The organism is Brevundimonas sp. AJA228-03 (assembly GCF_017795885.1).
GTDB lineage: Bacteria > Pseudomonadota > Alphaproteobacteria > Caulobacterales > Caulobacteraceae > Brevundimonas.
Genome location: NZ_CP059297.1, coordinates 1840827 through 1864192 on the forward strand (window position 1 = coordinate 1840827; position 23366 = coordinate 1864192).

At 66.4% G+C, this 23366-nt stretch carries 23 protein-coding genes and 3 tRNA genes; 20 read left to right on the plus strand and 6 right to left on the minus strand.

What is annotated here, in order from left to right; genetic code table 11:
* Positions 1 to 79: 79 nt before the first annotated feature.
* The 14 genes from fusA (at position 80) to HZ989_RS09135 (ending at position 12232) form a co-directional block, all read left to right on the plus strand.
* The gene (gene fusA / locus HZ989_RS09075; RefSeq protein WP_209320531.1) at positions 80 to 2161 is read left to right on the plus strand and encodes an elongation factor G; all 2082 of its coding nucleotides are present in this window, start codon (positions 80 to 82) and stop codon (positions 2159 to 2161) included.
* Between the two features lie 54 nt (positions 2162 to 2215).
* Positions 2216 to 3406 carry an elongation factor Tu gene (gene tuf / locus HZ989_RS09080; protein WP_209320532.1) on the plus strand — a complete coding sequence of 397 codons (1191 nt, stop codon included), beginning with the start codon at positions 2216 to 2218 and terminating at the stop codon, positions 3404 to 3406.
* Between the two features lie 163 nt (positions 3407 to 3569).
* A complete protein-coding gene (locus tag HZ989_RS09085; RefSeq protein ID WP_209320533.1) occupies positions 3570 to 5180 on the plus strand; it encodes a carboxylesterase/lipase family protein in 1611 nt (536 codons plus the stop codon).
* 129 nt (positions 5181 to 5309) lie between these two features.
* Positions 5310 to 5441 (plus strand): hypothetical protein, encoded by a 132-nt coding sequence (locus HZ989_RS15250; protein WP_256435868.1) that lies wholly within the window; start codon positions 5310 to 5312, stop codon positions 5439 to 5441.
* Between the two features lie 100 nt (positions 5442 to 5541).
* Positions 5542 to 6876 (plus strand): hemolysin family protein, encoded by a 1335-nt coding sequence (locus HZ989_RS09090; protein ID WP_209320534.1) that lies wholly within the window; start codon positions 5542 to 5544, stop codon positions 6874 to 6876.
* A 117-nt stretch (positions 6877 to 6993) separates the two neighbouring features.
* Positions 6994 to 7069: transfer RNA gene (locus HZ989_RS09095), tRNA-Trp, on the plus strand.
* A gap of 80 nt (positions 7070 to 7149) precedes the next feature.
* Positions 7150 to 7461 (plus strand): preprotein translocase subunit SecE, encoded by a 312-nt coding sequence (secE, locus tag HZ989_RS09100; RefSeq protein ID WP_209320535.1) that lies wholly within the window; start codon positions 7150 to 7152, stop codon positions 7459 to 7461.
* A gap of 21 nt (positions 7462 to 7482) precedes the next feature.
* The gene (gene nusG / locus HZ989_RS09105) at positions 7483 to 8064 is read left to right on the plus strand and encodes a transcription termination/antitermination protein NusG (protein ID WP_209320536.1); all 582 of its coding nucleotides are present in this window, start codon (positions 7483 to 7485) and stop codon (positions 8062 to 8064) included.
* Positions 8065 to 8373: 309 nt separating this feature from the next.
* Positions 8374 to 8805 carry a 50S ribosomal protein L11 gene (rplK, locus tag HZ989_RS09110; RefSeq protein ID WP_013269214.1) on the plus strand — a complete coding sequence of 144 codons (432 nt, stop codon included), beginning with the start codon at positions 8374 to 8376 and terminating at the stop codon, positions 8803 to 8805.
* A 2-nt stretch (positions 8806 to 8807) separates the two neighbouring features.
* Positions 8808 to 9497, plus strand: a complete 690-nt coding sequence (gene rplA, locus HZ989_RS09115) for a 50S ribosomal protein L1 (RefSeq protein WP_209320537.1) — start codon at positions 8808 to 8810, stop codon at positions 9495 to 9497.
* A 136-nt stretch (positions 9498 to 9633) separates the two neighbouring features.
* Positions 9634 to 10134 (plus strand): DUF2059 domain-containing protein, encoded by a 501-nt coding sequence (locus tag HZ989_RS09120; protein ID WP_209320538.1) that lies wholly within the window; start codon positions 9634 to 9636, stop codon positions 10132 to 10134.
* Positions 10135 to 10447: 313 nt separating this feature from the next.
* On the plus strand, positions 10448 to 10963 hold the full coding sequence (gene rplJ / locus HZ989_RS09125; RefSeq protein WP_209320539.1) for a 50S ribosomal protein L10: 516 nt from the start codon (positions 10448 to 10450) through the stop codon (positions 10961 to 10963).
* Positions 10964 to 11028: 65 nt separating this feature from the next.
* The gene (rplL, locus tag HZ989_RS09130; protein WP_077355097.1) at positions 11029 to 11415 is read left to right on the plus strand and encodes a 50S ribosomal protein L7/L12; all 387 of its coding nucleotides are present in this window, start codon (positions 11029 to 11031) and stop codon (positions 11413 to 11415) included.
* Between the two features lie 136 nt (positions 11416 to 11551).
* Positions 11552 to 12232 (plus strand): type 1 glutamine amidotransferase domain-containing protein, encoded by a 681-nt coding sequence (locus HZ989_RS09135; protein WP_209320540.1) that lies wholly within the window; start codon positions 11552 to 11554, stop codon positions 12230 to 12232.
* Here the strand turns inward: HZ989_RS09135 and HZ989_RS09140 are convergent.
* On the minus strand, positions 12229 to 14205 hold the full coding sequence (locus HZ989_RS09140) for a M61 family metallopeptidase (RefSeq protein ID WP_209320541.1): 1977 nt from the start codon (positions 14203 to 14205) through the stop codon (positions 12229 to 12231). The genes HZ989_RS09135 and HZ989_RS09140 overlap by 4 nt on opposite strands.
* Positions 14206 to 14331: 126 nt before the next feature.
* A complete protein-coding gene (gene alr / locus HZ989_RS09145; RefSeq protein WP_371812877.1) occupies positions 14332 to 15372 on the minus strand; it encodes an alanine racemase in 1041 nt (346 codons plus the stop codon).
* Between the two features lie 127 nt (positions 15373 to 15499).
* On the opposite strand from alr, the gene gltX reads away from it, so the two are divergent.
* The gene (gene gltX / locus HZ989_RS09150) at positions 15500 to 16849 is read left to right on the plus strand and encodes a glutamate--tRNA ligase (protein WP_209320542.1); all 1350 of its coding nucleotides are present in this window, start codon (positions 15500 to 15502) and stop codon (positions 16847 to 16849) included.
* A 46-nt stretch (positions 16850 to 16895) separates the two neighbouring features.
* Here the strand turns inward: gltX and HZ989_RS09155 are convergent, their stop codons facing one another.
* Positions 16896 to 17216 carry a hypothetical protein gene (locus HZ989_RS09155; RefSeq protein ID WP_209320543.1) on the minus strand — a complete coding sequence of 107 codons (321 nt, stop codon included), beginning with the start codon at positions 17214 to 17216 and terminating at the stop codon, positions 16896 to 16898.
* Between the two features lie 144 nt (positions 17217 to 17360).
* Positions 17361 to 17966 (minus strand): TIGR00730 family Rossman fold protein, encoded by a 606-nt coding sequence (locus HZ989_RS09160; protein WP_209320544.1) that lies wholly within the window; start codon positions 17964 to 17966, stop codon positions 17361 to 17363.
* 84 nt (positions 17967 to 18050) lie between these two features.
* Here HZ989_RS09160 and HZ989_RS09165 point away from each other — a divergent pair, with 84 nt between their 5' ends.
* Entirely contained in the window at positions 18051 to 18785 is a 735-nt protein-coding gene (locus HZ989_RS09165; protein WP_209320545.1) for a hypothetical protein, read from the plus strand.
* A 21-nt stretch (positions 18786 to 18806) separates the two neighbouring features.
* Here HZ989_RS09165 and HZ989_RS09170 read toward each other — a convergent pair.
* Positions 18807 to 18881: transfer RNA gene (locus HZ989_RS09170), tRNA-Asn, on the minus strand.
* 65 nt (positions 18882 to 18946) lie between these two features.
* On the opposite strand from HZ989_RS09170, the gene HZ989_RS09175 reads away from it, so the two are divergent.
* Positions 18947 to 19753: an RNA methyltransferase gene (locus HZ989_RS09175; RefSeq protein ID WP_209320546.1), complete on the plus strand. Its 807-nt coding sequence runs from the start codon at positions 18947 to 18949 to the stop codon at positions 19751 to 19753.
* A 232-nt stretch (positions 19754 to 19985) separates the two neighbouring features.
* Here HZ989_RS09175 and HZ989_RS09180 read toward each other — a convergent pair.
* Positions 19986 to 20059: transfer RNA gene (locus tag HZ989_RS09180), tRNA-Cys, on the minus strand.
* A gap of 158 nt (positions 20060 to 20217) precedes the next feature.
* Between HZ989_RS09180 and HZ989_RS09185 the strand changes: the two genes are divergently transcribed.
* The 3 genes from HZ989_RS09185 (at position 20218) to HZ989_RS09195 (ending at position 23184) form a co-directional block, all read left to right on the plus strand.
* Entirely contained in the window at positions 20218 to 20847 is a 630-nt protein-coding gene (locus tag HZ989_RS09185) for a protein-L-isoaspartate O-methyltransferase (protein ID WP_209320547.1), read from the plus strand.
* Between the two features lie 132 nt (positions 20848 to 20979).
* Complete coding sequence (locus HZ989_RS09190) at positions 20980 to 22473, plus strand: TolC family outer membrane protein (RefSeq protein WP_209320548.1); 1494 nt, start codon at positions 20980 to 20982, stop codon at positions 22471 to 22473.
* 126 nt (positions 22474 to 22599) lie between these two features.
* Positions 22600 to 23184 (plus strand): DUF2497 domain-containing protein, encoded by a 585-nt coding sequence (locus HZ989_RS09195; protein ID WP_209320549.1) that lies wholly within the window; start codon positions 22600 to 22602, stop codon positions 23182 to 23184.
* Positions 23185 to 23366 lie beyond the last annotated feature (182 nt).

Consider the following 23366-nt stretch of genomic DNA (forward strand, 5'->3'; position numbering starts at 1 on the left):
CCGCGCCCGCTTATTCGCAGCATCGACGATCTCCCCGAGGGCGCCCTTCGCGTCCTGATAAAACTCAAGGCACGCTTTCATGGCCCGCACACACGCGCTCCAGGACTATCGCAACTTCGGCATCATGGCCCACATCGACGCGGGCAAGACGACGACGACCGAGCGGATCCTGTACTACACCGGCAAGAACCATAAGATCGGCGAAGTGCATGATGGCGCAGCCACCATGGACTGGATGGACCAGGAGCAGGAGCGGGGGATCACGATCACCTCGGCTGCGACCACGGCCTTCTGGCAGGGCAAGCGCCTGAACATCATCGACACCCCCGGCCACGTGGACTTCACCATCGAGGTCGAGCGTTCGCTGCGTGTCCTCGACGGCGCCGTGACGGTGCTGGACGGTAACGCCGGCGTGGAGCCGCAGACGGAAACCGTCTGGCGCCAGGCCGACAAGTACAAGGTTCCGCGGATCGTGTTCGTCAACAAGATGGACAAGATCGGTGCCGATTTCGACGCCTCGGTGCAGTCGATCCGCGACCGCCTGGGTGCCAAGGCGGTGCCGATCCAGTTCCCGATCGGTTCGGAAAACACCCTGTCGGGTCTGGTCGACCTGGTCACCATGACCTCGGTCGTCTGGGATAACGACGCCCTGGGTGCCAACTTCAAGGTCGGCGAGATCCCGGCCGACCTGATGGACAAGGCCGTCGAGGCTCGCCAGTACCTGATCGACAACTCGGTCGAACTCGATGACGAAGCGATGGAAGCCTATCTCGAGGGCACCGAGCCTTCGACCGAAGTGCTCAAGAAATGCATCCGCAAGGCCGTCCTGACCGGCGCCTTCTATCCGATCCTGTGCGGCTCGGCCTTCAAGAACAAGGGCGTTCAGACCCTGCTCGACGCCGTCGTCGACTACCTGCCGTCGCCCATGGACATCCCGCCGACCCCGGGTATCGACTTCAAGACCGAAGAGCCTGTCGTGCGGAAGGCCTCGGACGACGAGCCCCTGTCGATCCTGGCGTTCAAGATCATGGACGATCCCTTCGTCGGCTCGCTGACCTTCTGCCGCCTGTATTCGGGCAAGATGGAAACCGGCCAGTCCCTGCTCAACTCCTCGCGCGACAAGCGCGAGCGGGTGGGCCGGATGCTGCAGATGCACTCGAACAACCGCGAGGACGTCAAGGAAGCCTTTGCCGGCGACATCGTCGCCCTGGCCGGCCTGAAGGAAACCCGTACCGGCGACACCCTGTGCGATCCGCTGAAGTCGCCGGTCATCCTCGAGAAGATGGAGTTCCCCGCCCCCGTGATCGAGATCTCGGTGGAGCCCAAGTCCAAGGCCGACCAGGAAAAGCTGGGCGTCGCCCTGGCCAAGCTGGCGTCGGAGGATCCGTCCTTCACCGTCTCGACCGACCACGAGTCGGGCCAGACCATCCTGAAGGGCATGGGTGAACTACACCTCGACATCAAGATCGACATCCTGAAGCGCACCTACAAGGTCGAGGCCAACATCGGCGCGCCGCAGGTCGCCTATCGTGAATCGCTGGGCCGCAAGGTCGACATCGACTACACGCACAAGAAGCAGACCGGTGGTACGGGCCAGTTCGCCCGCGTCATGATCACCTTCGAACCCGGCGAGCCGGGCTCGGGCTTTGTGTTCGAGAACTCGATCGTCGGCGGTGCGGTGCCCAAGGAATACATCCCGGGCGTCGAAAAGGGTCTGAACTCCATCAAGGACTCGGGTCTGCTGGCCGGCTTCCCGCTGATCGACTTCAAGGCGACCCTGACGGACGGCAAGTTTCACGACGTCGACTCGAGCGTGCTGGCCTTCGAAATCGCGGCCCGCGCCGCCTTCCGCGAACTGAAGGAAAAGGGCGCACCCAAGCTGCTCGAGCCGATCATGGCGGTCGAGGTCGTGACCCCCGAGGATTACCTCGGTTCGGTCATCGGCGACCTGAACGGCCGTCGCGGCATGATCCAGGGTCAGGACATGCGCGGCAACGCCACCGTCGTGAACGCCTTCGTGCCGCTGGCCAACATGTTCGGCTATGTGAACACCCTTCGCGGGATGTCGCAGGGCCGCGCCGCCTTCACCATGCAGTACGACCACTATGAGCCGGTGCCGCAGCACGTCGCCGACGAAGTGATCAAGAAGTATTCCGCCTAACTAACCCCTGAAATTTTGGATTAAGCCCCCTGTTCAGGGGACGGAGAGAAGAGAATGGCCAAGGAAAAGTTCGAACGTAACAAGCCGCATTGCAACATCGGCACGATCGGTCACGTGGACCACGGCAAGACGACGCTGACGGCGGCGATCACGATGACGCTGGCCAAGGCCGGTGGGGCCAAGGCGATGGCCTATGCCGACATTGACGCGGCGCCGGAAGAGAAGGCGCGCGGCATCACGATCAACACGGCGCACGTGGAATATGAGACGGCCAACCGTCACTATGCCCACGTCGACTGCCCCGGCCACGCCGACTATGTGAAGAACATGATCACCGGTGCCGCCCAGATGGACGGCGCGATCCTGGTGGTGTCGGCGGCCGACGGCCCGATGCCGCAGACCCGCGAGCACATCCTGCTGGCCCGTCAGGTCGGCGTGCCGGCCCTGGTGGTGTTCATGAACAAGGTCGATCTGGTCGACGACAAGGAGCTGCTGGAGCTCGTCGAGATGGAAGTGCGCGAGCTGCTTTCGTCCTACCAGTTCCCGGGCGACGACATTCCGATCACCATGGGCTCGGCCAAGGCCGCGACCGACGGCGTGAACCCGGAGATCGGCGAGCAGCAGGTTCTGGCCCTGATGCAGACGGTCGACGACTATATCCCGCAGCCGGAGCGTCCGGTGGACCTGCCGTTCCTGATGCCGGTGGAAGACGTGTTCTCGATCTCGGGCCGCGGCACCGTGGTCACGGGTCGCGTCGAGCGCGGCATCGTCAAGGTCGGTGAGGAAGTCGAGATCGTCGGCATCCGCCCGGTCCAGAAGACGACCTGCACGGGCGTGGAAATGTTCCGCAAGCTGCTGGACCAGGGTCAGGCGGGCGACAACGTCGGCGTGCTGCTGCGCGGCACCAAGCGCGAGGACGTCGAGCGCGGTCAGGTCCTGTGCAAGCCGGGCTCGATCACCCCGCACACCAAATTCCTGGCCGAGGCCTATATCCTGACCAAGGAAGAGGGTGGCCGTCACACGCCGTTCTTCACCAACTACCGCCCGCAGTTCTACTTCCGCACGACCGACGTGACCGGCATCGTGCAGCTGAAGGAAGGCGTGGAGATGATCATGCCCGGCGACAATGCCGAGCTGAACGTCGAACTGATCACCCCGATCGCGATGGAAGAGAAGCTCCGCTTCGCCATCCGCGAAGGCGGTCGCACGGTTGGAGCCGGGGTCGTCGCGAAGATCATCGCCTGAGCCAGGTGGTGGCGCTAACGCGAACGACGCGGTCGTTCGCTGCTTGAGCGCGGATTGAGTTGGAAGAGGCCTCCGGCGAAAGCCGGGGGCCTTTTTCCTTGTGGTGCAACACGCCCCGTGCGGTCCGGTGGCACGCGGGGCCGGGCTCGGGATAGAAGGCCGGATGCTGTCCCGTCTCTGCATCCTGATGCTCCTGGCCCTGTCCGCCTGTGCGACCCATCCCGGCGGGGTGGATCAGGTGCGGTTTGCGCGGGACCGGACCTTCGTCACGGCGGTGACCGACGCGGGCGTCCTGCGGGGCGTGGAAGGGGCGGGCGTGCGGGCCTTTCTGGGCGTGCCCTATGCCGCGCCTCCGACAGGCGACCTGCGCTGGCGAAGCCCGAGACCGGTCGAGACCTGGAGCGGCGTACGCAACGCCACGCGCATCGGCTCCGACTGCACCCAGGCCCTGGGACGCGAGGCGATCCTGGGCGGGGGCGGCGGCCTGGTGGTGGGGTCCGAGGACTGTCTGTTCGTCAATGTCTATGGACCGGCAGGGGCGGCGGCGCGTCCGAAACCCGTCATGGTCTATCTGCACGGGGGAGCCTTCACGATCGGAGCGGGGGCCAACTACGACCCCGGCCGGCTGGCGGTCGAACAGGACCGGGTGGTGGTCACGGTCAATTTCCGGCTGGGCGCGCTGGGGTGGCTGGCGCTGCCGGCGTTTGCGGCCGAGGGGGAGGGCGTCGGCGGCAACTGGGGCCTGATGGATCAGCAGGCAGCGCTGCGCTGGGTGCAGGCCAATGTCGCAGCCTTCGGGGGCGATCCGGCGGATGTCACCCTGTTCGCGGAGAGCGCGGGGGCCTGGAGCGCCTGTTATCTGATGACCTCGCCAGGGTCGGCGGGGCTGTACAGCCGCGTGATCCTGCAGAGCGGGCCGTGTCTGGAGCCGTCGTCGCTGAACGCAGCGGCGGATCAGGCCGAGCCTGGTCTACGGTTCGCTGCCAGTCTGGGATGCGAGGGGGCCGACGTGGCGGCGTGCCTGAGACGGACACCGGCGTGGCGGATCGCGCGGGGAGCCTCGACGCGGTCGGGCATCAACGGGCCGGGATCGTGGGGGCCGGTCTATGGCGACGCCCTGGTGCCGCTCAGCCCTCCGCAGGCCTTTGCCAAGGGTGCTTTCACCCGGGTGCCGGTGATCGTGGGGTCGAACACGGACGAAGGACGCCTGTTCGCCGTCGAAGTGCGCGACAGGGATCGCTACGAGAAGGAGACGCACTGGCTGTACGGCGACGCGGGCAGACGGGTGCTGGAGCGATACCCGGTCGGGGCCGAGGGGCCGGCCGCGGCGATCGCCCGGAGCTTCACCGACAGCCGGTTCTCATGTCCGGCAGACGCCCTGCGCCGGCTGCTGGCGCGCCACGTGCCGGTCTATGGTTATGAGTTCGCGGACCGGGAGGTGCCCTTCCTCCTGCCGGACTGGGTCACCGGGCTGGACATGGGGGCCTATCATGCGAGCGAGCTGGCCTATGTGTTCGGCACCTCGTGGATCTTCACCGACACGAAGCGCTGGACCGCCGGGCAGAGGGCCTTGTCCGGACGGATGATGGCCCTTTGGGCCGGGTTCGGCCACGATGCGGACTTCGACGCCCGCTGGCCCCGGGTTTCGGAGGGCGGGGGACCGGTCGTGGTGTTCGACCCGGCGGGGGACCGTGTGGACACCACCTTCCATGACCGTCACCAGTGCGACTTCTGGGGCGGGACGGCGCTGGGGCCGGTCGAACCGGGGGGATAATCGAGGCCTCGCTCCCGCCGGTCCATGCGCGTTTACCGTGTCGCACAACCGGCGGCGGGTGCCCGCTTGTCCGGAACCGGAAACGGGTGTGTAGGTTCGGATCCTGACGTTAGGATTTCGGCAACCTTCATGCGACGCGCCCTGCACATCGGCCTTTTCATCGGCACCCTGATCGGGGTGTCCGCCTGCGCCACGGCCCATGACGGGCATGGCCCGCAGCGGGGGGCCTATGGTTCCGCGGACGCCGGTCGGACCGGCTGATCCCGGCCTGCAAGGAAATCGTGGCGAAAGCGGCCACATTCGTCTAACGATAGGGGGCGGACGCCGACTGTCGCGCCGCGCCGGTCCCACTCCCCCCTAGATGTTACTCATCGCCATCGTCGTCGTTCTGCTCCTCGTGGTGCTCAACGGCCTGTTCGCCGCGACCGAGATGGCGGTCGTTTCGTCCCGGAAATCCAAGCTGCAAAGCCGCGCCGAGCGCGGTGACCGGGGGGCCAGGGCTGCCCTGAAGCTGTCGGAAGACCCCACCCATTTCCTGTCGGCGGTCCAGGTCGGTATCACCCTGATCGGGATTCTGGCCGGTGCCTATGGTCAGGCGGCCATCGCGGGCGAGCTGACCCGCATCATGGAAACCTCGTTTCCGTTCACGGGCCATTATGCGGAGATCATCTCGACGGCCCTGGTCGTGATCGGGATCACCTACGTCTCGCTGATCGTCGGCGAACTGGTGCCCAAGCGGCTGGCACTGATCTTCCCCGAATCGATTGCGGCCAAGATGGCGGCCCCGATCTCGACCGTGGCCATCGTGCTGCATCCCTTCGTGGTGCTGCTGACGGCCTCGACCTCGGCCATCCTGAAGGTCATGGGCGTCAAGGACCGCGACGGGTCCGACGTCACCCAGGAGGAGGTCGAGACCATGATCGCCGAGGGCACGGCCTCGGGTCTGATCGAGCCCGAAGAACAGACGATGATCGAGGAGATCCTGCGGCTGGGCGACCGACCGATCCGGGTCGCCATGACGCCGCGCCACGAAGTCTTCTGGGTCGCCCTGAACGATTCGGAAGAGGTCCTGCGCGAGGAGGTCCGCACCTGCCCCTATTCGCGGATCGTGGTGGCCAGGGAGAATGACGTCGATAACCCGCTGGGCGTCGTCCACAAGAAGGACCTGCTGGACAGCCTGCTGGACAATGGCGAGTTCAATATCGAAAAGCACGTCCAGACGCCCGCCTTCATCCCCCAGTCGACGTCGGTGCTGAAGGCGCTGGAGATCCTGAAGTCTTCCAAGGTTCACATGGCCTTCCTGGTCGACGAGTTCGGTGCCTTCGAGGGCGTAGTGACGGCGACCGACCTGCTGGAAATGATCGCCGGCGACTTCGACGAGGGTCACGATGACGCGGAGGTGAACATCCGCCAGCGCGAGGACGGCACGTGGCTGGTCGATGGCCAGACCGACCTGGACGAGCTGGCCGACGAACTGGGTGAGGACTTCGGCGAGGCGGACGGTTTCCACACCATCGCCGGTCTGGTCCTGCACCAGCTGTCGCGCGTTCCGGCCGAGGGAGAGATCCTGCAGCTGGGCCGGTTCGAGGTCGAGGTCATCGACATGGACGACCGCCGCATCGACAAGCTGCTGTTCAAACAGGTCGTGAACAAGCAGGACGAGGCCGACGCGGTCGCCGCGCACCTGGACCACTGAAAGCCTCCCCCGACGGGGGAGGATTGGCCTTGAAATGGCCCGCCGTGTCAGGCATAGCCCCCGGTCTGGCGGACGGACGCGTCGTGGAGACTTCTCTACGGCGCGTCTGACTTGTCTAGGAGTTTAGCTCAGCTGGTAGAGCACCGGTCTCCAAAACCGGGGGTCGTGGGTTCGAATCCCCCAACTCCTGCCATTTCCCCCCTGTCGTCGCAGCCTGGGCCTCCCCATCTGCGGGGACCGGACACACGTTCGAAACGAGACCCTTAGACGATCATGGCCAAGCCCCACTTCCCCGGCCGTCGCACCGGCAATCCCGCTGCCCGTGCCAAGCCGCAGATGGCGACGCCCGCAGCCGCCTCGACCGTGACTGTGGACGCGCCGGCCCCCAGGAAGCGGACCTCGCCCGGCCAGTTCATCAGTCAGGTTCAGGCTGAGGGCCGCAAGATCGTATGGCCCAGCCGCAAGGAGACCTGGATCACCTCGGTCATGGTGTTCCTGATGGTCGCCATCGCGGTGGTATTTTTCTGGGTGGTGGACACGGCTCTGGGCTTTGCCTCGACCTGGGTTCTGGCCATCGGACAATAAGAAAAAAGGAAGACGCGCCCCATGACGGATGCAGCGCCCGAAACGAAAGCCGCCTCGAACCCCCGCCACAAGTGGTACATCGTCCACGCCTATTCGAACTTCGAGAAGAAGGTCGCCCAGCACATCCGCGACCAGGCCAAGCAGCGCGATCTGGAGGAATGCTTCTCCGAGATCCTGGTGCCGACCGAAGACGTGATCGAGATCCGCCGGGGCCGCAAGGTCAACTCCGAGCGCAAATTCTTCCCCGGCTATGTTCTGGTGAAGATGGAGCTTACCGACGACGCCTATCACCTGGTCAAGGACACGCCCAAGGTCACGGGCTTCCTGGGCGCGGCGGGCGGCACCAAGCCGCTGCCGGTCTCGGAGCGTGAAGTCCAGAACATCATCGGCGCGGTGCAGGAGGGCGTGGAGCGTCCCAAGCCCACGATCCGCTTCGACATCGGCGAGACCGTCAAGGTCATCGACGGACCCTTCGCCAGCTTCGACGGCCAGGTGGAGAGCGTTGACGAGGACGCCGCCCGCCTGCGCGTCGCTGTGTCGATCTTCGGCCGTCCGACGCCGGTCGATCTGGAATACAGCCAGGTCGAGAAGAACGCGGCTTAGGCGCAAGGTGTTTTCCCTCCCCCTCGGGGGAGGGCAGGTCGCCCTGGCGACCGGGTGGGGGCGGCTCGGCGACGGGCCGCCTTTTTGCCGGGCGGTGGAGGGTTGCCTTGTCCGCCCCACCCGGTCTCCGCTTCGCTCCGACCACCCTCCCCCGCAGGGGAGGGAGAGGCGCATTGCCTCACTCGCTCCATCCTGCTACACGCGCGCCTCCCGTGGCTCCGGCCCCGGGATAAATCCGTGGGAGGCCGCCATGCCGCACCACGGCTCACCGGCCCCGATTAGTTTCGGGGTCATTCACAGGAGAGACCAATGGCCAAGAAGATTCTGGGCTATATCAAGCTGCAGGTGCCGGCCGGTTCGGCCACGCCTTCGCCGCCCATCGGGCCCGCACTGGGCCAACGCGGTGTGAACATCATGGGCTTCGTCAAGGAGTTCAACGCCCGCACCGAAAAGGAAGTGAAGGGCACGCCCCTGCCGACCGTGATCACGGTCTATCAGGACAAGAGCTTCACCTTCGTCACCAAGACCCCGCCGGCCACCCACTACATCAAGCAGGCCGTGGGCATTACCTCGGGCGCCAAGTTGACGGGCCGCGAGACGGTCGGTTCGATCACCCGCACCCAGCTGCGCGAGATCGCCGAGAAGAAGATGAAGGACCTGAACGCCAACGATCTGGATGCCGCCGCGCGCATCATCGAAGGTTCCGCCAAGGCCATCGGCCTGAACATCGTGGAGCGTTGATCATGAGCAAGCCAACCAAGCGCATCAAGGCGTTCACCGCCGACACCCAGGCCCTGATGACCGTCTCCGACGCCATCGCGGCCGTGAAGGCCCACGCCACCGCCAAGTTCGACGAGTCGATCGAGATCGCCGTCAACCTGGGCGTCGATCCGCGTCACGCCGACCAGCAGGTCCGGGGTGTCGTGAACCTGCCGTCCGGCACGGGCCGTGACGTCCGCGTCGCCGTCTTCGCCAAGGACGCCAAGGCCGCCGAGGCCCTGGCCGCGGGTGCCGATGTCGTGGGTGCCGAGGATCTGTACGAGAAGATCAATGGCGGCTTCATGGACTTCGATCGCGTCATCGCGTCCCCGGACATGATGGCCCTGGTCGGCCGTCTGGGTAAGGTGCTGGGCCCGCGCGGCCTGATGCCGAACCCCAAGGTCGGCACCGTGACCCCGAACGTGGCCCAGGCCGTCAAGGACGCCAAGGGCGGCGCGGTCGAGTTCCGCGTCGAGAAGGCCGGCATCGCCCATGGCGGCATCGGCAAGGCCTCCTTCACCCAGGAAGCCCTGGAAGCCAACGTCCGCGCCTATGTCGACGCCCTGCAAAAGGCCCGTCCGACCGGTGCCAAGGGCACCTATGTCAAGCGCATCAGCCTGTCGTCCACCATGGGCCCGGGCGTGAAGATCGATCCGGCCTCCGTCACGGCCTGATCCCGGCACGGCCGGACACGAAATGAGGGCGGCGGCCGCAGGGTCGCCGCCCTTTTTCGCGTCTGCGTTGCAGTTTTGCCCTAGGCAGTCGCGAACGGTTCTCTCAGACTTTTGGCTGTGCTCTTCAGGAGGTCTCGTGCGTTTCTTGATCTTTGCAGGGGCGCTTCTTTTCCTTGGGCTGGCTCCAGCCGCACAGGCGCAAACGAGCGACGCTGATGTGAGGGCGGAACTGGCCGAACGGTTGATCGCCGTTACTGCACGCGACAATCTCGACAAGATGCTGTCCGACGCCACGGAGCAGATGCTGGCCTCGCAGTCGGAATCGACCGAAGAACAACAGGCTTGGACGAGAGCCAATGTTCCCGACCTTCTGGCCCAGAACCTCGAAGCCATGATCGATCGCACGGAGGAGCTGTACGCCGAGCGGTTCACGGTTCGCGAGTTGCGCGCTCTGGTCGAGTTCTATGAGTCGCCTGCCGGACGCGTCATCGCCAACAAACAAAATGAACTGGGCGTCGAAATGGGCGAGGAGCTGCTGATCTATATGCGTGGCTTTTTTGCCGACTACCGTGCCAAGTATTGCGCGGCATTCGATTGTCCGTCGGCCACCAATCAGTTCAATCGCGGCAAGGACTGATCCCGGTTGATTTCCTGCGCTTCTCCTGTATAGAGCGCGCTCTTCCGTCGAGACCCCGGTCCCGACGGTCCTGTCCGAGAACTTCGGGGTCTGGGGGTCACCCGGGCCATAAATGCTGGAGAGCCCTCCAGCGCCGTGGGGAGATGGGGACGCAGACGACGCACGGTCGGCCCGGTATCCGGGACGGACCCCTGTCAGAGCCTCCTTCGGACATCGCTACCCGGCCTGAACGCTTCGCGGCGACGCGCGGCGCTTTGGCCAATCTCGGCGTCGGGAATAAGCCCGGCGGCGAACCTCAAGACTGGAGACCGCAATGGATCGCGCACAAAAAGCCGAGTCGATCGAGTCGCTGAAAGGCGTCTTCGCAGAGGCCGGCAGCGTGGTCGTGGCCCACAACCTGGGCCTGACCGTTGCGGAAATGGAAGACCTGCGGGGCCGTCTGCGCACCGCCGGCGGAGCGTTCAAGGTGGTCAAGAACCGCCTGGCGCTGAAGGCGCTCGAAGCGGCCGAAGGCAGCGAGTACCACGGCCTGTTCAAGGGTCCCGTGGGCATCGCATACGCCGAGAACCCCGCGACGGCCGCCAAGGTGTCGACCGAGTTCGCCAAGGGCAATGACCGTTTCGTCATCGTCGGTGGCTTCATGGGCGATACCGTCGTCGATCTGAAGGGTGTGGAGAGCCTCTCCAAACTGCCGACGCTCGACGAGATCCGCGCTTCGCTGCTCGGCCTGCTCAACGCGCCCGCGACCAGGATCGCCGGTGTCGTCCAGGCCCCGGCTGCCCAACTGGCCCGGGTGTTCAACGCCTATGCCACCAAGGAAGCCGCATAAGCGACCTGACTTCCATCTCTGCAATCCCTCTCTAACCAACCCAATCCTCCGAAGGAAAACTGACCATGGCCGACCTGTCCAAGATCGTCGACGACCTGTCCTCGCTGACCGTCCTCGAAGCCGCCGAACTGTCCAAGCTGCTGGAAGAAAAGTGGGGCGTCAGCGCCGCAGCTCCGGTCGCGATGGCGATGCCCGCCGGTGGCGGTGCCGCTGCTCCGGCTGAAGCCGCCGAAGAGCAGACCGAATTCACCGTCGTGCTCGTCTCGGGTGGCGACAAGAAGATCAACGTGATCAAGGAAGTCCGTGGCGTGCGTTCGGACCTGGGTCTGAAGGAAGCCAAGGACCTGGTCGAAGGCGCTCCGCAGAACGTCGTCGAGAACGTTTCCAAGCAGAACGCCGACGAAGTCGCCAAGAAGCTGACGGAAGCCGGCGCGACCGTTCAGATCAAGTAAGCGGAAAACGCCTGCGGCCTTTGGGTCGCGGAACGCTTTTCGAGGGGCCCGGCGGGAAACCGCCGGGCCCTTTTGCGTTCAGTCCCCACGACGGCAAAGCCTGCCGCGATCCCCTCGTCTGAACGGAGCCTCCGCCATGAACATCCTGATGGTCCTGACCTCGCACGATCAACTGGGCGATACGGGCAAGAAGACCGGTTTCTGGCTCGAGGAGTTCGCCGCACCCTATTATGCGCTGAAAGATGCGGGCGCGGAGATCACCCTGGCCTCGCCCAGTGGCGGCCAGCCGCCGCTGGACCCCAAGAGCGACGAGCCGGACGCCCAGACGGAGGCCACGAAGCGGTTCAAGGCCGACGAGGCCGCCGGGGCGCAACTGGCCAGCACGCACCGGCTGTCAGACATGAAGGCAGCGGATTTCGACGCGGTCTTCTATCCGGGTGGCCATGGCCCCTTGTGGGACCTGGCCGAGGACGCGGGCTCCATCGCCCTGATCGAGGCCTTTGCAAAGGCCGACAAACCGGTGGCCGCCGTCTGTCACGCGCCGGGCGTTCTGCGTCACGTGAAGGGCGCGGACGGAGACTATCTGGTCAAGGGCAGGAAAGTCGCCGGCTTCACCAATGGCGAGGAAGAGGCTGTGGGCCTGACGGACGTCGTGCCCTTCCTCGTCGAGGACATGCTGAAGGCCAACGGCGGGCTCTATGAGAAGGGCGCTGATTTCCAGCCCTTCGTGCTGACCGACGGCAAGCTGATCACCGGCCAGAACCCCGCGTCCTCGCAAGAGGCCGCGAAGGCCCTGCTGGGGCTGCTGAAGGCCTAGCGTCGGCGCGGGGCGAGGATGTCGGCAAGGCGGTCCGGCGTGCCCTCGATCCGCTCCAGGCGGGGGTAGCGCAGACCCTCCGTCCAGTTGAGGTCGAGGGTGCGGATACGGGTGCCGCTCTTCAGCGTCAGGCGGATGGGAGCCGTTCCGCCCCTGGCTGCAGTGACGGCATCGCGCAGCACTTCGGGCGAGGCGGCCTTATCGCCGACGGCGATCAGGTCCCAGCCCGCGCCGATGCCGGCCTCGTAGATCGGTCCTCCCCAGCGGATGCCGCCGATCCGGTTGTTCGGCCCCTGCAGGCTGAAGCCCAGCGAATACTGGAAGTCCGATCCCCAGCCGGAATTCATCGCCTTCTCTTCGGCCGAGGGCATATCGACGTAGATCAGGCGGTAGCCGGCGCGCTCAATGCCATCCAGCGGCGCGGCAGCGCCGGGGCCGCTGGCGTCCAGCCGGGTTCGCAGGAAGGTCGCCCAGTCGTATTCGGTGACGCCGTTCAGCGCCGCGACGACGTCGGCAAAGGTGTAGCCGTTCGGCACCCAGACGCCGTCGGAGCCTTCGACGCCCGAACCAAACATGGCCCTGGCGAAATCGTCGAGCGATTTGCGGTCGTTCGTCCGCTCGCGGATCAGGGTGTCCGCATCCAGCCAGATCAGTGCCGCCTCGTCGTAGTAGTCGCTGGTGCCCCGCATCCACGACCCCCACTGCCCGGGGATCCGGTAACCCAGCAGGTTGTGATTGTTGGTGTCCTGCAGATTGCGCCATGCCCGGCCCGGCTGGTTCTGATAGAAGGCCGCGCGGTTGGCGAGCAGGATGCGGGTCTGGTCGAGGGTGTGCAGGCCACTGCGGGCCGACAGCACATCGCCCCAGTATTCGGTCTGTCCCTCATAGACCCACAGCAGGCTGTTCTCGGTCGGGACGTTGTAGTTGGCGGTCAGCTCGTCGGCGGGGCGCCGGAACTTGCCGTTCCAGGAATGGGTGTACTCGTGGGGCAGCAGCGCCCGGTTCCCGATCGACCTGCCCCAGTTGGTGAAATAGTCGGGCGCAGCGGTGTTCTCCGACGAGCGGTGATGCTCCAGCCCGATGCCGCCCAGCTGGTCGGTCAGGGCGAGCAGGAACTCGTAGCGGTCGTAAGGGCGGGATCCGAACAGACGGTCGGCCTGGGTCACCAGGGTCTCGTAGAAGCCCAGTTGTTCGGCGGTGGGGGCGATGTTGCCGGGTTCTTCCGAGACGATGTTCAGATGGACGTCCTCACCCGTCGGGTCGATGTCGATGCGGCGATAGTTGGCCCCGGCGAACATGGGGCTGTCGACCAGGGTGTAGAGGTCGACAGGCTCGAACCGGGCGACGTCGTTCTCATGGCTGACGGTTGTGAGGGCCGTGCCGTAGTTCCAGCCGGCGGCAAGCTTCACCGACGCCTCGACCGTGATTCCGGTCGCGACGTAGCCGGCCGGATAGAGGATGGCCTTTTCCCACTGCAGATTGACGATCGAGGGGGTCATGACGACGCGCCAGTTCGCATTGTCGGACTGGGTCAGCCACTGGAGATTGACCTCGATTTCAGACGCGCCTGCAGGCACGTCGAGGTGGAAGGCGTAGGGGTCCACGGCATCCCGCCGCCACTCGATCCGCTGTCCGTTGGCGGTGATGACGACGCCGGCGAGCAACTGGATCGGGCCGGAGTCGGCGTGGTTGCCCGGCAGGTATTTCGGATACAGCAGGGTCAGGGGGCCGGGACTGACCGGAATGATCTCGCGTACAGAAATCACGCGGCGGTCCAGGTCGGTGATGTCGGCTTCGTAGCGGATCGTGCCCGGATAAGCGGTCCGGGTCGGGGCGGGGATAGCCGGACTGTCGGGGAAGCCGCCGATGTCCGGAGCCGTCGGTCCGGAACCGGTGCCAATGCTCTGGGCCATCGCCGGGGCCGCTGCGATCAGGAGGGCGGCGGCACAGGCTGTGGCGAGCAGGCGGGACATGGGCGGGATCCGGAAGGTGACTGATGCGGGAGGCGAGATCACGACGGTGGGGCAGGGACGTCAAGGGTCAAGGTGGTGGAGCAGCCTCGCCTCCCGCTGCGCGCCAAAATGGGTCCGACGGCTCTACTACCCGACATATCGCCGGGGAACGCGGGCCGTGACCGAGGTCAGAAGCTCGTAGCTGATCGTCTTCGCGGCTGCGGCTGCGTCGTCGAGCGGTCTGTTCGGGCCGAACAGTTCGACCTCATCCCCGATCGCCACGTCGAGGCCTGTGACGTCCACCGCGATGACGTCCATAGAGACGCGGCCGAGGATGGGGCGAAGCGTGCCCGCGACCTGGACCTGGCCTTCCGGGCACTGGCTGCGCAGGATGCCGTCGGCATAGCCGGCGCCGCAGGTGGCGATGCGGCGGGGCGTGGAGGCGATGAAGCCGCGCGAATAGCCGATGCTTTCGCCCGCCGGAACGTCGCGGACCTGAAGGATCCGGGCGGTCAGGGTTGCGACGGCCCTGATCCGGTCATCCGGACGGCCTTCCGGGCCACCACCGTAAAGGCAGATCCCGGGGCGGACCGCGTCGAAGGCGTAGTCGGGTCCCAGGAAACAGCCGCCGGAGTTGGCGAAGGACCTCAGAGTGCCGGGATAGCGGGTGGCGACGGCGGCGAAGGCGTCGCGCTGTCGCCGGTTCATCGGCTGGGCCGGTTCGTCGGCGCAGGCGAGATGGCTCATGACCAGAGACAGGCCGTCGAACGGTTCGGGCGCATCCTCGATCCGGAAGCCGAGGCGATTCATGCCGGTGTCGATCTGCAAGGCAAAGGCCCCGCCGTCCGCCGCCCGCCAGGCGATGAGTTGCTCGCCGTGGTTGAGAACGGGGCGAAGGTCAGCGGCCTTCAGCGCCGAAGCTGCGTCGCCCACGCAGCCGTCGAGCACATAGATCGTGGGCGCGGGGCCCAGGGTTTTGCGCAGGGCGATCGCCTCGGCCAGACGGGCCACAAAAAAGGTCCTGGCTCCCTCGGCCAGCAGCCGGGTGGCGACCGGGATGGCGCCGAGGCCATAGGCGTCGGCCTTGACCACCGGATGAACAGGCGCGCCGGAGATGGCTTCCAGAGCATGGAAGTTGTGCGCCAGGGCGTCCAGATCGACGGTGAGGGTCGCAGTGGCTGTCATCATCGCCTTATGCCGCAAGATCGTTGCGCGGGAAGCCGAAAAGCGATGACTGTCGCGTCCGGGCGGCCGTCCTTGACTTGGCGGACCGGGTGAACGACCTGTGCGCCTCGCTTTCAAGGTCGCCTGTCTCATGTCCGTCAAGGTCCGTTTCGCCCCGTCGCCCACCGGCAAGCTTCACGTCGGCAACGTCCGCACCGCCCTGGTCAACTGGATGTTCGCGAAAGGGCAGGGCGGGTCGTTCGTGCTGCGGATCGACGACACCGACCTGGCGAGGTCCACGCCCGAGTTCGAGCAGGGGATCGAGGACGACCTGACCTGGCTGGGGCTGGTCTGGGACGAGCGATACAATCAGTCGAAGCGGTTCGACCGCTATCACGATGCGGCCGGGCGGCTGAAGGCGGCGGGCCGGCTGTATCCGGCATGGGATACGCCCGAGGAGCTGGATCGCCGCCGCAAGGTGCAGCTGTCGCGTGGCCTTCCGCCGATCTACGACCGCGCGGCCCTGGCGCTGAGCGATGAGGAAAAGGCCGCGTTCGAGGCCGAGGGGAGGAAACCCCACTGGCGCTTCAAACTGGACGGCCGCCGCGTCGCCTGGGAGGACCTGTCGCGCGGTCATGCCGAGGTGGACACGACCTCGATGTCCGATCCGGTCCTGATCCGCGAGGACGGGCTTTATCTGTACACCCTGCCGTCGGTCGTCGACGACATCGACATGGGCATCACCCATGTCATCCGGGGCGAGGACCACACGACCAACACCGGCGCGCAGATCGAGATTTTCGAGGCGCTGATCGCAGCCGGGCTGGGCACGAGCGTGCCGACGTTTGCGCACATGCCTTTGCTGGTCGGGGCGGACGGCGCAGCGCTGTCCAAGCGTCTGGGGTCACTGTCGGTGTCCGAGATGCGCGAGCAGGGCTATGAGCCCATTGCCATCACCAGCCACCTGGGCCGGATCGGGACCTCGGACCCGCTGGAGGTCGCCGACAGCATCGAGGCCCTGGGGCAGGGCTTCAGCTTCGACAAGATGGGCCGGTCGCCGGCTCGCTACGACACCGAGGACCTGGATCGGCTGAACGCCCAGACGCTGCATGCCATGCCCTATGCGGCGGCGAAGGACCGGCTGGCGGCACTGGATTGCGATCTGGGAGAGATTTTCTGGGACGCGGTGCGGGCGAACCTGACCCGTTTCGGCGATGTCGCGGATCTGGCCAGGATCGTGCGGGGCCCGGTGACGCCGGTGATCGAGGACCCGGCCTTCGCGGCGGCGGCGCTGGCGGTCCTGCCGGAGACGATCGATGCGGGGGCGTGGTCGGTCTGGACCAATGCGGTCAAGGAGACCACCGGGGCCAAGGGCAAGACGCTGTTCATGCCGCTGCGGCTGATCCTTACCGGACAGGCGCATGGGCCGGACATGGCGACGATGGTTCCGCTGATTGGACGCGAGCGGATCGAAAGGCGGCTGAGAGGCGACGTGGCATAGCCGTCGCCTCCCCATTCTCTGCGCGAACGGGGAGGCGACGGATCGATCAGGCGTTGGCGGCGGCGATGTTGCAGGCGGCGAGTTCGTCGCTGCTCAGGGTCGTGCCCTTGTAGGTGAAGCTGGCCAGGGCGACGCCGACACGGGCGACGACGCGACGGCAGGCGCGGCTGGCGGGCTGGGACTGACCACCCGTGCCGACGCAGACGTTCTCGGCATTGCAGCGCCAGTTGACGCCGTCGATCAGGAGCGGCTCCTGGGGCGTGAAGGCGACGTTCTGCAGCGTGAAGCTGCTGGTGGTGCCGGGAAGGGCCTGGGTGGCCGTGGCGGGGGCGAGCAGGAGGGCGGCGGCGAGGAGGACAGCGCGCATGGGGAGGCTCCGAGATGGGACCGGGCCGGATCGGCCCTCAGTGTCAGCGCCTCGACTAGTGCGTCTTTTTTAGAAACTGTCAACCCGCGTTTTCGAAACAGATGGATCCGGCAGGTCGGCGCGGCGTGACTGAGCAATGATCACTTATCGCCGATCATGTTGCAAGGGCATCGTGTCCGGGCCAGGCGTCATCTGGTCGATCGCCTGCTCCACCGTATCGGCGACGGTCCACGCCCGAAGGAAGGTTTCCGGGGTGAAGCCCGAGGCGACGCTATGGCGCATCAGGTCGAAGAAGGTGTCCCAGAAGCCATCGACATTGAGGAAGATCACGGGTTTGCCGTGCAGGTCCAGCCGCTTCCAGCTCAGCAGCTCGACGACCTCTTCCAGGGTGCCGATCCCGCCCGGTGCGACGACGAAGGCATCGGACTGGTCGTACATGATCTGCTTGCGCTCATGCATGGAAGTGACGACCAGGGTCTCGACCTCGTCGAACAGGCGTTCGCGGCTGCGCAGAAAGCCCGGCATGACCCCGAGGACACGGCCGCCCGCCTCGTGCGCCGCGCGCGCCGAGGCCCCCATCAGGCCGACACCGCCGCCGCCATAGACCAGACGCCAGCCCGCCTGAGCCGTGGCCAGGCCGAAATCGGCGGCGGCCCGGGTGTATTTGGGATCGGCCGCATCGGACGAGCCGCAGAACAGGCAGACGGATAAACCATCGAAGGGGGCGATGCGGGACTCCGGAAGGCTCATGGATTCTCTATGGCAAGGTGAGGCGAGACAGCGCGCCAGCGGACGGGCTATCGGGATGACTGTCCTATAGTCGTGGCGAGCCCGATGAAACGCCCCTTTGCAATCCATCTTGTGTTCGGCATCGCGCTGATCGTGACCGGGTGCGGGGCACCGACGGAAAAACAGGCCGGACCCCAGGCGGCCACTGACGGCTGGATGACCGGGCCGCAGGTGGACCAGGTCTTGCGAGCGGCCGGCGATATTCGGGTCAGCGGCACGGCTGCCCCTTTCGGACGCGTGGTTCTGACCGGACCCGATGGCGTGGCCTATGCTGCCGGGGCGGACGAGGCAGGGCATTTCGACATCCGGCTGCCGGCCCCTGGTACGGATGCCCTTCTGGCCGTGGAGGCCCAGGTCGGTCAGATCGCCTACCCCGCGCCGGGCCGACTGCTGGTCTCTGCCGACCCGCGCGGCCCGATCGCCCTTCTGGGCATCGGAGCGCCGACACGACGTCTGGACGGGACCGGTGCGCTGGATGCCGTCGATGCGGACGGCCGGGCCGGGTTTCTGTCAGGGCGGGCCACGGCGAACACGGACGTGACGGTCGTCCGCAACGGGACCAGCCTGACCGCGGCCAGCGATCCGCGGGGACGCTGGACCCTGGCGATCGGCAGTGACCTGGGCGCACCGATCCAGATCGGTGACCGTGCCTTCATCCCGCCGGCGATGGAGGAGGCAACGAGCGGTCGTCTGGTCCGGGCCGGACAGGGTTGGCGGATCGGCTGGGTCGGTCCCGACGGAGCACGCCAGGTCACCTGGCTTCCCGACCGGTCTCAATAGACAGGGCCTGGAAAGGCCGAGTGGCTCCGCGGGTAGGATTCGAACCTACGACCAGCCGATTAACAGTCGGCTGCTCTACCACTGAGCTACCGCGGAACAGAGGCTCGGGAGGCGGGCCTATAGCAGCGGCCGCATCGGCGGTGCAACGGGAAATGTCGGCCATGCGGATCGAGACCATCGAAGACCCCGGGGATGTGCGGGTCGCACCTTTTCGCGACATCCGCGAGCGCGACCTGACGGGCAGGGAGGGTCTGTTCATTGCCGAGGGCGAGGTCGTTCTTCGCACCCTGCTGTCCGCGGCGTCGCTGTGTCGGCCGCGATCGGTGCTGATCGCCGCCAACCGGGTGGAGGCTCTGGCCTTGCTACTGGGAAACCTACCTCCCGATGTGCCGATCTTTGCTGCGGGCCAGGCCGTGCTGGACGGGATAGCGGGATTTCCGCTGCACAGGGGCATACTGGCGTTGGGCGAAAAGCCGCAGACCGCGACCGTCGAGAGCGTTCTCGATCGTCTGGAGGACAATGCCGTGGTCCTCGCCGCGTCCGGGATCGGCAATCACGACAACATCGGCGGGCTGTATCGCAATGCGGCCGCCTTCGGCGCAGCGGCCGTGCTGACGGACGAGCGATGCGGCGATCCCTTCTATCGCAAGTCGATCCGGGTGTCGGTCGGGGCGGTGCTGCGGGTGCCCGGAGCCGTCGCGCCCTCGCTGGCGGCCCTGATCGACGTGCTGGAGGCGGCCCGGTTTGAGGTCATCGCCCTGTCGCCGTCCGCCAGGGAGCCGTTGAACGCGCTGAAGCCCGGTGGTCGCAGGGCCCTGCTTCTGGGATCCGAAGGACCCGGGCTCCCCGATTGGGCAATGGCGCGCACACGGGCCGTCGGCATCCCGATGGCGGGCGGATTCGATTCGCTGAACGTGGCGGTGACCAGTGCGCTCGGACTCTATCAACTCACGCAGCCGACGACGTGACAGTCACTAAAAATTCAACGCATTAACGGTTCGCCCAGCTTGATGAGCTACGAAATCTGTGGCGCTCTGTCGGCGCGGGGAGGCGGAGAAATGGCAGGCATTCTGGGCTTCATGAGCCGAAATCTGCGCATCGCGCTTGCGGCGGCGATCGTCGCGGGTTGCGTCGGTGCCGCAGGCGCGATCGGCTGGATCACCGCGCCGCTGTAGTCCGCGGGTCCTTAAAGGGTCGCGATGGAGGCCTGACCGGGAATCGAACCCGGGTGCAAGGATTTGCAGTCCTCTGCGTCACCACTCCGCCATCAGGCCATAGGACCGCCAGAAGGGCCCCCAGATCGCGAGGGGCGGTTGCTAACAGATCGACCCGTGCCCTGCAATGATTGTCCGCCGCAATGATTGTCGGGCGTGGCGCGCAGACCTATAAGCGCCAGATTCCGGCGGTGCCGGGCCAGGGGACGAATAGGACAATGGATTTCACCGCCGCACGCAAGGTCATGGTCGATTCCCAGGTGCGGGTGAACGACGTCACCGACCGGGGACTGCAGGCGGCACTGCTGACCGTGCAGCGCGAGCGCTTCTGCGCGGCCGGGCGCGCCTTTGCCGCCTATGGCGAGGTCGAGGTCGAGATCGCGGGTGACCGCCGCCTGATGCAGGCGCGCGAGGTCGCCAAGCTGCTGCAGGCGCTGGATGCGCGCGCGGGCGAGACCGCCCTGGCCATCGCTGCACCCTATGCCGCCGCCGTCCTGGCCGAGCTGGGCCTGACGGTCACGGCCCAGGAAGCCGATGCAGCGGTCGCCGGGGTGGTTTCCGCTGCGCTGGAGGAGGCCGGCGTTGAAATGCACGTCGCGTCCCTGACCGCGCCGACGGGTCAGGACTGGGATCTGATCGTCAGCGAAGGGGCCGTCGCCACGCGTCCGATCGCATGGCTGGAGCGGTTGCGTGTCGGTGGTCGTCTGGCCGTCGTGGAGCGTGCCGGGCCGAATGGTCGCGCGGTGCTGTATGTGCGCGGTCGCGAAGGCTATTCCCGGCGCGAACTTTTCGATGCGGCACCTCCCGTCCTGGCTGAAATGACACCCGCGCCATCATTCGCCCTGTGATCATCGCCTTGTTGCAGTCAGGGTCTGGCGGTCGGGTGAAAAAAACTTAACTGGCGTCAGGGACCGGACGCCCTCACTACCCCGTTCCAGTAGGCTAACGGCAACGTTCGCGGAGCTCATCAGGATATGACCATGTTCAAACGCTCGCGCGCGCTCGGTACAGTCGCCCGGATTTCGTTGGTGACCGCCGTCGCGGTCGGCCTGGCCGGACCGTCCTTCGCCGAGACGCTGCAGGAAGCCATCGCGCTGGCCTACCGCACCAACCCCACGCTGCAGCAGCAGCGCGCCAACCAGCGGGCCCTGGACGAGGTCGTCCCCCAGGCGCGCGCCGGTTTGCGCCCCGAGGTCAGCGTCAGTGGATCAGCCAGCTATGCCCGCACGCGTAGCGGCGGTTTCCCGACGACGGAGACCGATACCGGTGCTGCCAGTATCGACGTGTCCCAGACGCTGTACGCCGGCGGGCGCATCGTCCACGGCATCGATGCCGCCACCGCCAACGTTCTGAGCGGTCGTGAATCGCTGCGGGCCATCGAGCAGCAAGTGCTGGCCTCGGTGATCCAGGCCTATGTCGACGTTCAGCGCGACGTCGAGATTCTGCGCATTCGCGAGGCCAATGTCGCGGTCCTGCGTCGGCAGCTGGACGAATCGAACGCGCGCTTCGAGGTCGGCGAGATTACCCGTACCGACGTGTCCCAGTCCGAGGCCCGCCTGGCCCAGTCCCAGGCCGATCTGGCCGGGGCACAGGCCCAGTTGTCGGTGTCGCGCGCCGCCTATGCCGCCGTGGTCGGTCAGGCCCCTGCCAGTCTGCAAGAGCCGCCTGTCCTTCCGGGCATCCCCAACGACTTCGATGTCGCCCTGGACATCGGTCTGGCCGAGAACCCCGGCATCACCGCCGCCCAATACGACCTGCAGGCGGCCGAGGCGCGCCATGCCCAGGCCAGGTCCGCCTTTTTGCCTACCGCGCGGGCCACGGCCTCCTACGGCGGCTCCGGCGACCTGACCGACTTCGATCTGGCGGATCGCACCAGCTTCCAGGCCGGTGCCTCGATCTCGGTGCCGTTGTTCACCGGGGGGCTGAACAGGTCCAAGGAGGTCCAGGCCCTTGAACAGGCCAATGCCGCCCAGATCGAGATCGAGCGCCAGCGCCGGACGGTGCTGCAGAACGTCTCCAGCGCCTATGCCCAGGTCATCTCGACCGGATCGCAGCTGACGGCGGGTCAGGCGGGCGTGCGCGCTGCGACCGTTGCGGCCGAGGGCGTGCGTCAGGAACAGCAGGTCGGCCTGCGCACCACCCTGGACGTGCTGAACGGGGAGCTGGAACTGCGCAACGCCGAGATCAACCTGGCGAGCGCACGTCGCAACCAGTATGTCGCCCAGGCCCAGCTGCTGGCGGCCATGGGTCGGCTGGGGGCTCGCGAGCTGGACCCCGCGATCGAGCTCTACGATCCCGCCACAAACGGCGACCGCGTCAGCCTTCGCGGGGCGCTTCCGTGGGAAGGTCTGATCGAGACGCTCGACAGGATCGCCGCGCCGACCGTCACGCCTGCGGTCGATACAGAGGACGCGCCGATCGACACACAGTTGAAGTCCGAGATCGTCCAGACGGCCCCGACGGGGGCCAATTAACTCGACAGGCGAAAAAGGCCCGTTGATTCCAAAGGACGTAGATGCGACGAAATGCTATGGGTCGGGCGCGCATCCGGCCTCGACGATTTCCCTCATCGCCTGCGTAGGTTCTTCCAAGGCCAGACCATGACCGACACGACCGCCCAAGAACCGACGATGGAAGAAATCCTCGCGTCGATTCGCCGAATCATTTCGGAAGACGACGCCCCGGCGGCCGAGGCCGCGCCGGCCGCAGAGGCTGAACCTGTTGCGGCCTTCGCCGACCCGACCCCATCGGCGATCGAGCCGGAACCGGCCCCCGAGGACGAGGAGATCCTCGACCTGACCGATCGCTATGAAGCGCCTGCCGCCCAGTCGATCGGTGATCTGGATATCGGCATGGCCGACGCTGAGCCCGAACCCTTTCCGACCCCCTTCCATGCGGAGCCCGAGCCCGTGCATCCCGAACCTGCGCCCAGCTCCTCTTTCGTGGATCACGAGGCCCTGGTCGGCGAAACGGCTTCAGCGAGTGCCGCTTCGGCCTTCGCGGGGCTCAGCGCTGCCTTCCGCCAGCCCGAGCCGATCCCGACCGGCGGCACCGGCCCGACTGTCGACGACCTGGCCCGGGCCCTGCTGCGGCCGATGCTGAAGGAATGGCTGGACGCCAATCTGCCCGGAATCGTCGAGGAGGCGGTCAAGAAGGAAGTCGAACGGATCGCCCGCTCCGCCTAGCCCTCGGCGTCACCAGTCCCTAAGACCACGAGGGGCGGCTCCGACGGGGCCGCCCCTTTCTTTCGTCATCCTCCGGCAAGGCGCGCAGCGCCGCAGACCGGGGGACCCAGCGGCGCCGAAGGCGACCTGTTCAGTCAGGATGCCGGACGCGGCGTAATTCGCGGCAGGTTCGCGCTGCCGCG

Bases quoted from the DNA above. Each gene is read 5' to 3' on its own strand.
- fusA (WP_209320531.1), top strand. From the start codon at position 80: ATGGCCCGCACACACGCGCTCCAGGACTATCGCAACTTCGGCATCATG.
- tuf (WP_209320532.1), top strand. From the start codon at position 2,216: ATGGCCAAGGAAAAGTTCGAACGTAACAAGCCGCATTGCAACATCGGC.
- HZ989_RS09085 (WP_209320533.1), top strand. From the start codon at position 3,570: ATGCTGTCCCGTCTCTGCATCCTGATGCTCCTGGCCCTGTCCGCCTGT.
- HZ989_RS15250 (WP_256435868.1), top strand. From the start codon at position 5,310: ATGCGACGCGCCCTGCACATCGGCCTTTTCATCGGCACCCTGATCGGG.
- HZ989_RS09090 (WP_209320534.1), top strand. From the start codon at position 5,542: ATGTTACTCATCGCCATCGTCGTCGTTCTGCTCCTCGTGGTGCTCAAC.
- secE (WP_209320535.1), top strand. From the start codon at position 7,150: ATGGCCAAGCCCCACTTCCCCGGCCGTCGCACCGGCAATCCCGCTGCC.
- nusG (WP_209320536.1), top strand. From the start codon at position 7,483: ATGACGGATGCAGCGCCCGAAACGAAAGCCGCCTCGAACCCCCGCCAC.
- rplK (WP_013269214.1), top strand. From the start codon at position 8,374: ATGGCCAAGAAGATTCTGGGCTATATCAAGCTGCAGGTGCCGGCCGGT.
- rplA (WP_209320537.1), top strand. From the start codon at position 8,808: ATGAGCAAGCCAACCAAGCGCATCAAGGCGTTCACCGCCGACACCCAG.
- rplJ (WP_209320539.1), top strand. From the start codon at position 10,448: ATGGATCGCGCACAAAAAGCCGAGTCGATCGAGTCGCTGAAAGGCGTC.
- rplL (WP_077355097.1), top strand. From the start codon at position 11,029: ATGGCCGACCTGTCCAAGATCGTCGACGACCTGTCCTCGCTGACCGTC.
- HZ989_RS09135 (WP_209320540.1), top strand. From the start codon at position 11,552: ATGAACATCCTGATGGTCCTGACCTCGCACGATCAACTGGGCGATACG.
- HZ989_RS09140 (WP_209320541.1), bottom strand. From the start codon at position 14,205: ATGTCCCGCCTGCTCGCCACAGCCTGTGCCGCCGCCCTCCTGATCGCA.
- alr (WP_371812877.1), bottom strand. From the start codon at position 15,372: ATGATGACAGCCACTGCGACCCTCACCGTCGATCTGGACGCCCTGGCG.
- gltX (WP_209320542.1), top strand. From the start codon at position 15,500: ATGTCCGTCAAGGTCCGTTTCGCCCCGTCGCCCACCGGCAAGCTTCAC.
- HZ989_RS09155 (WP_209320543.1), bottom strand. From the start codon at position 17,216: ATGCGCGCTGTCCTCCTCGCCGCCGCCCTCCTGCTCGCCCCCGCCACG.
- HZ989_RS09160 (WP_209320544.1), bottom strand. From the start codon at position 17,966: ATGAGCCTTCCGGAGTCCCGCATCGCCCCCTTCGATGGTTTATCCGTC.
- HZ989_RS09165 (WP_209320545.1), top strand. From the start codon at position 18,051: ATGAAACGCCCCTTTGCAATCCATCTTGTGTTCGGCATCGCGCTGATC.
- HZ989_RS09175 (WP_209320546.1), top strand. From the start codon at position 18,947: ATGCGGATCGAGACCATCGAAGACCCCGGGGATGTGCGGGTCGCACCT.
- HZ989_RS09185 (WP_209320547.1), top strand. From the start codon at position 20,218: ATGGATTTCACCGCCGCACGCAAGGTCATGGTCGATTCCCAGGTGCGG.
- HZ989_RS09190 (WP_209320548.1), top strand. From the start codon at position 20,980: ATGTTCAAACGCTCGCGCGCGCTCGGTACAGTCGCCCGGATTTCGTTG.
- HZ989_RS09195 (WP_209320549.1), top strand. From the start codon at position 22,600: ATGACCGACACGACCGCCCAAGAACCGACGATGGAAGAAATCCTCGCG.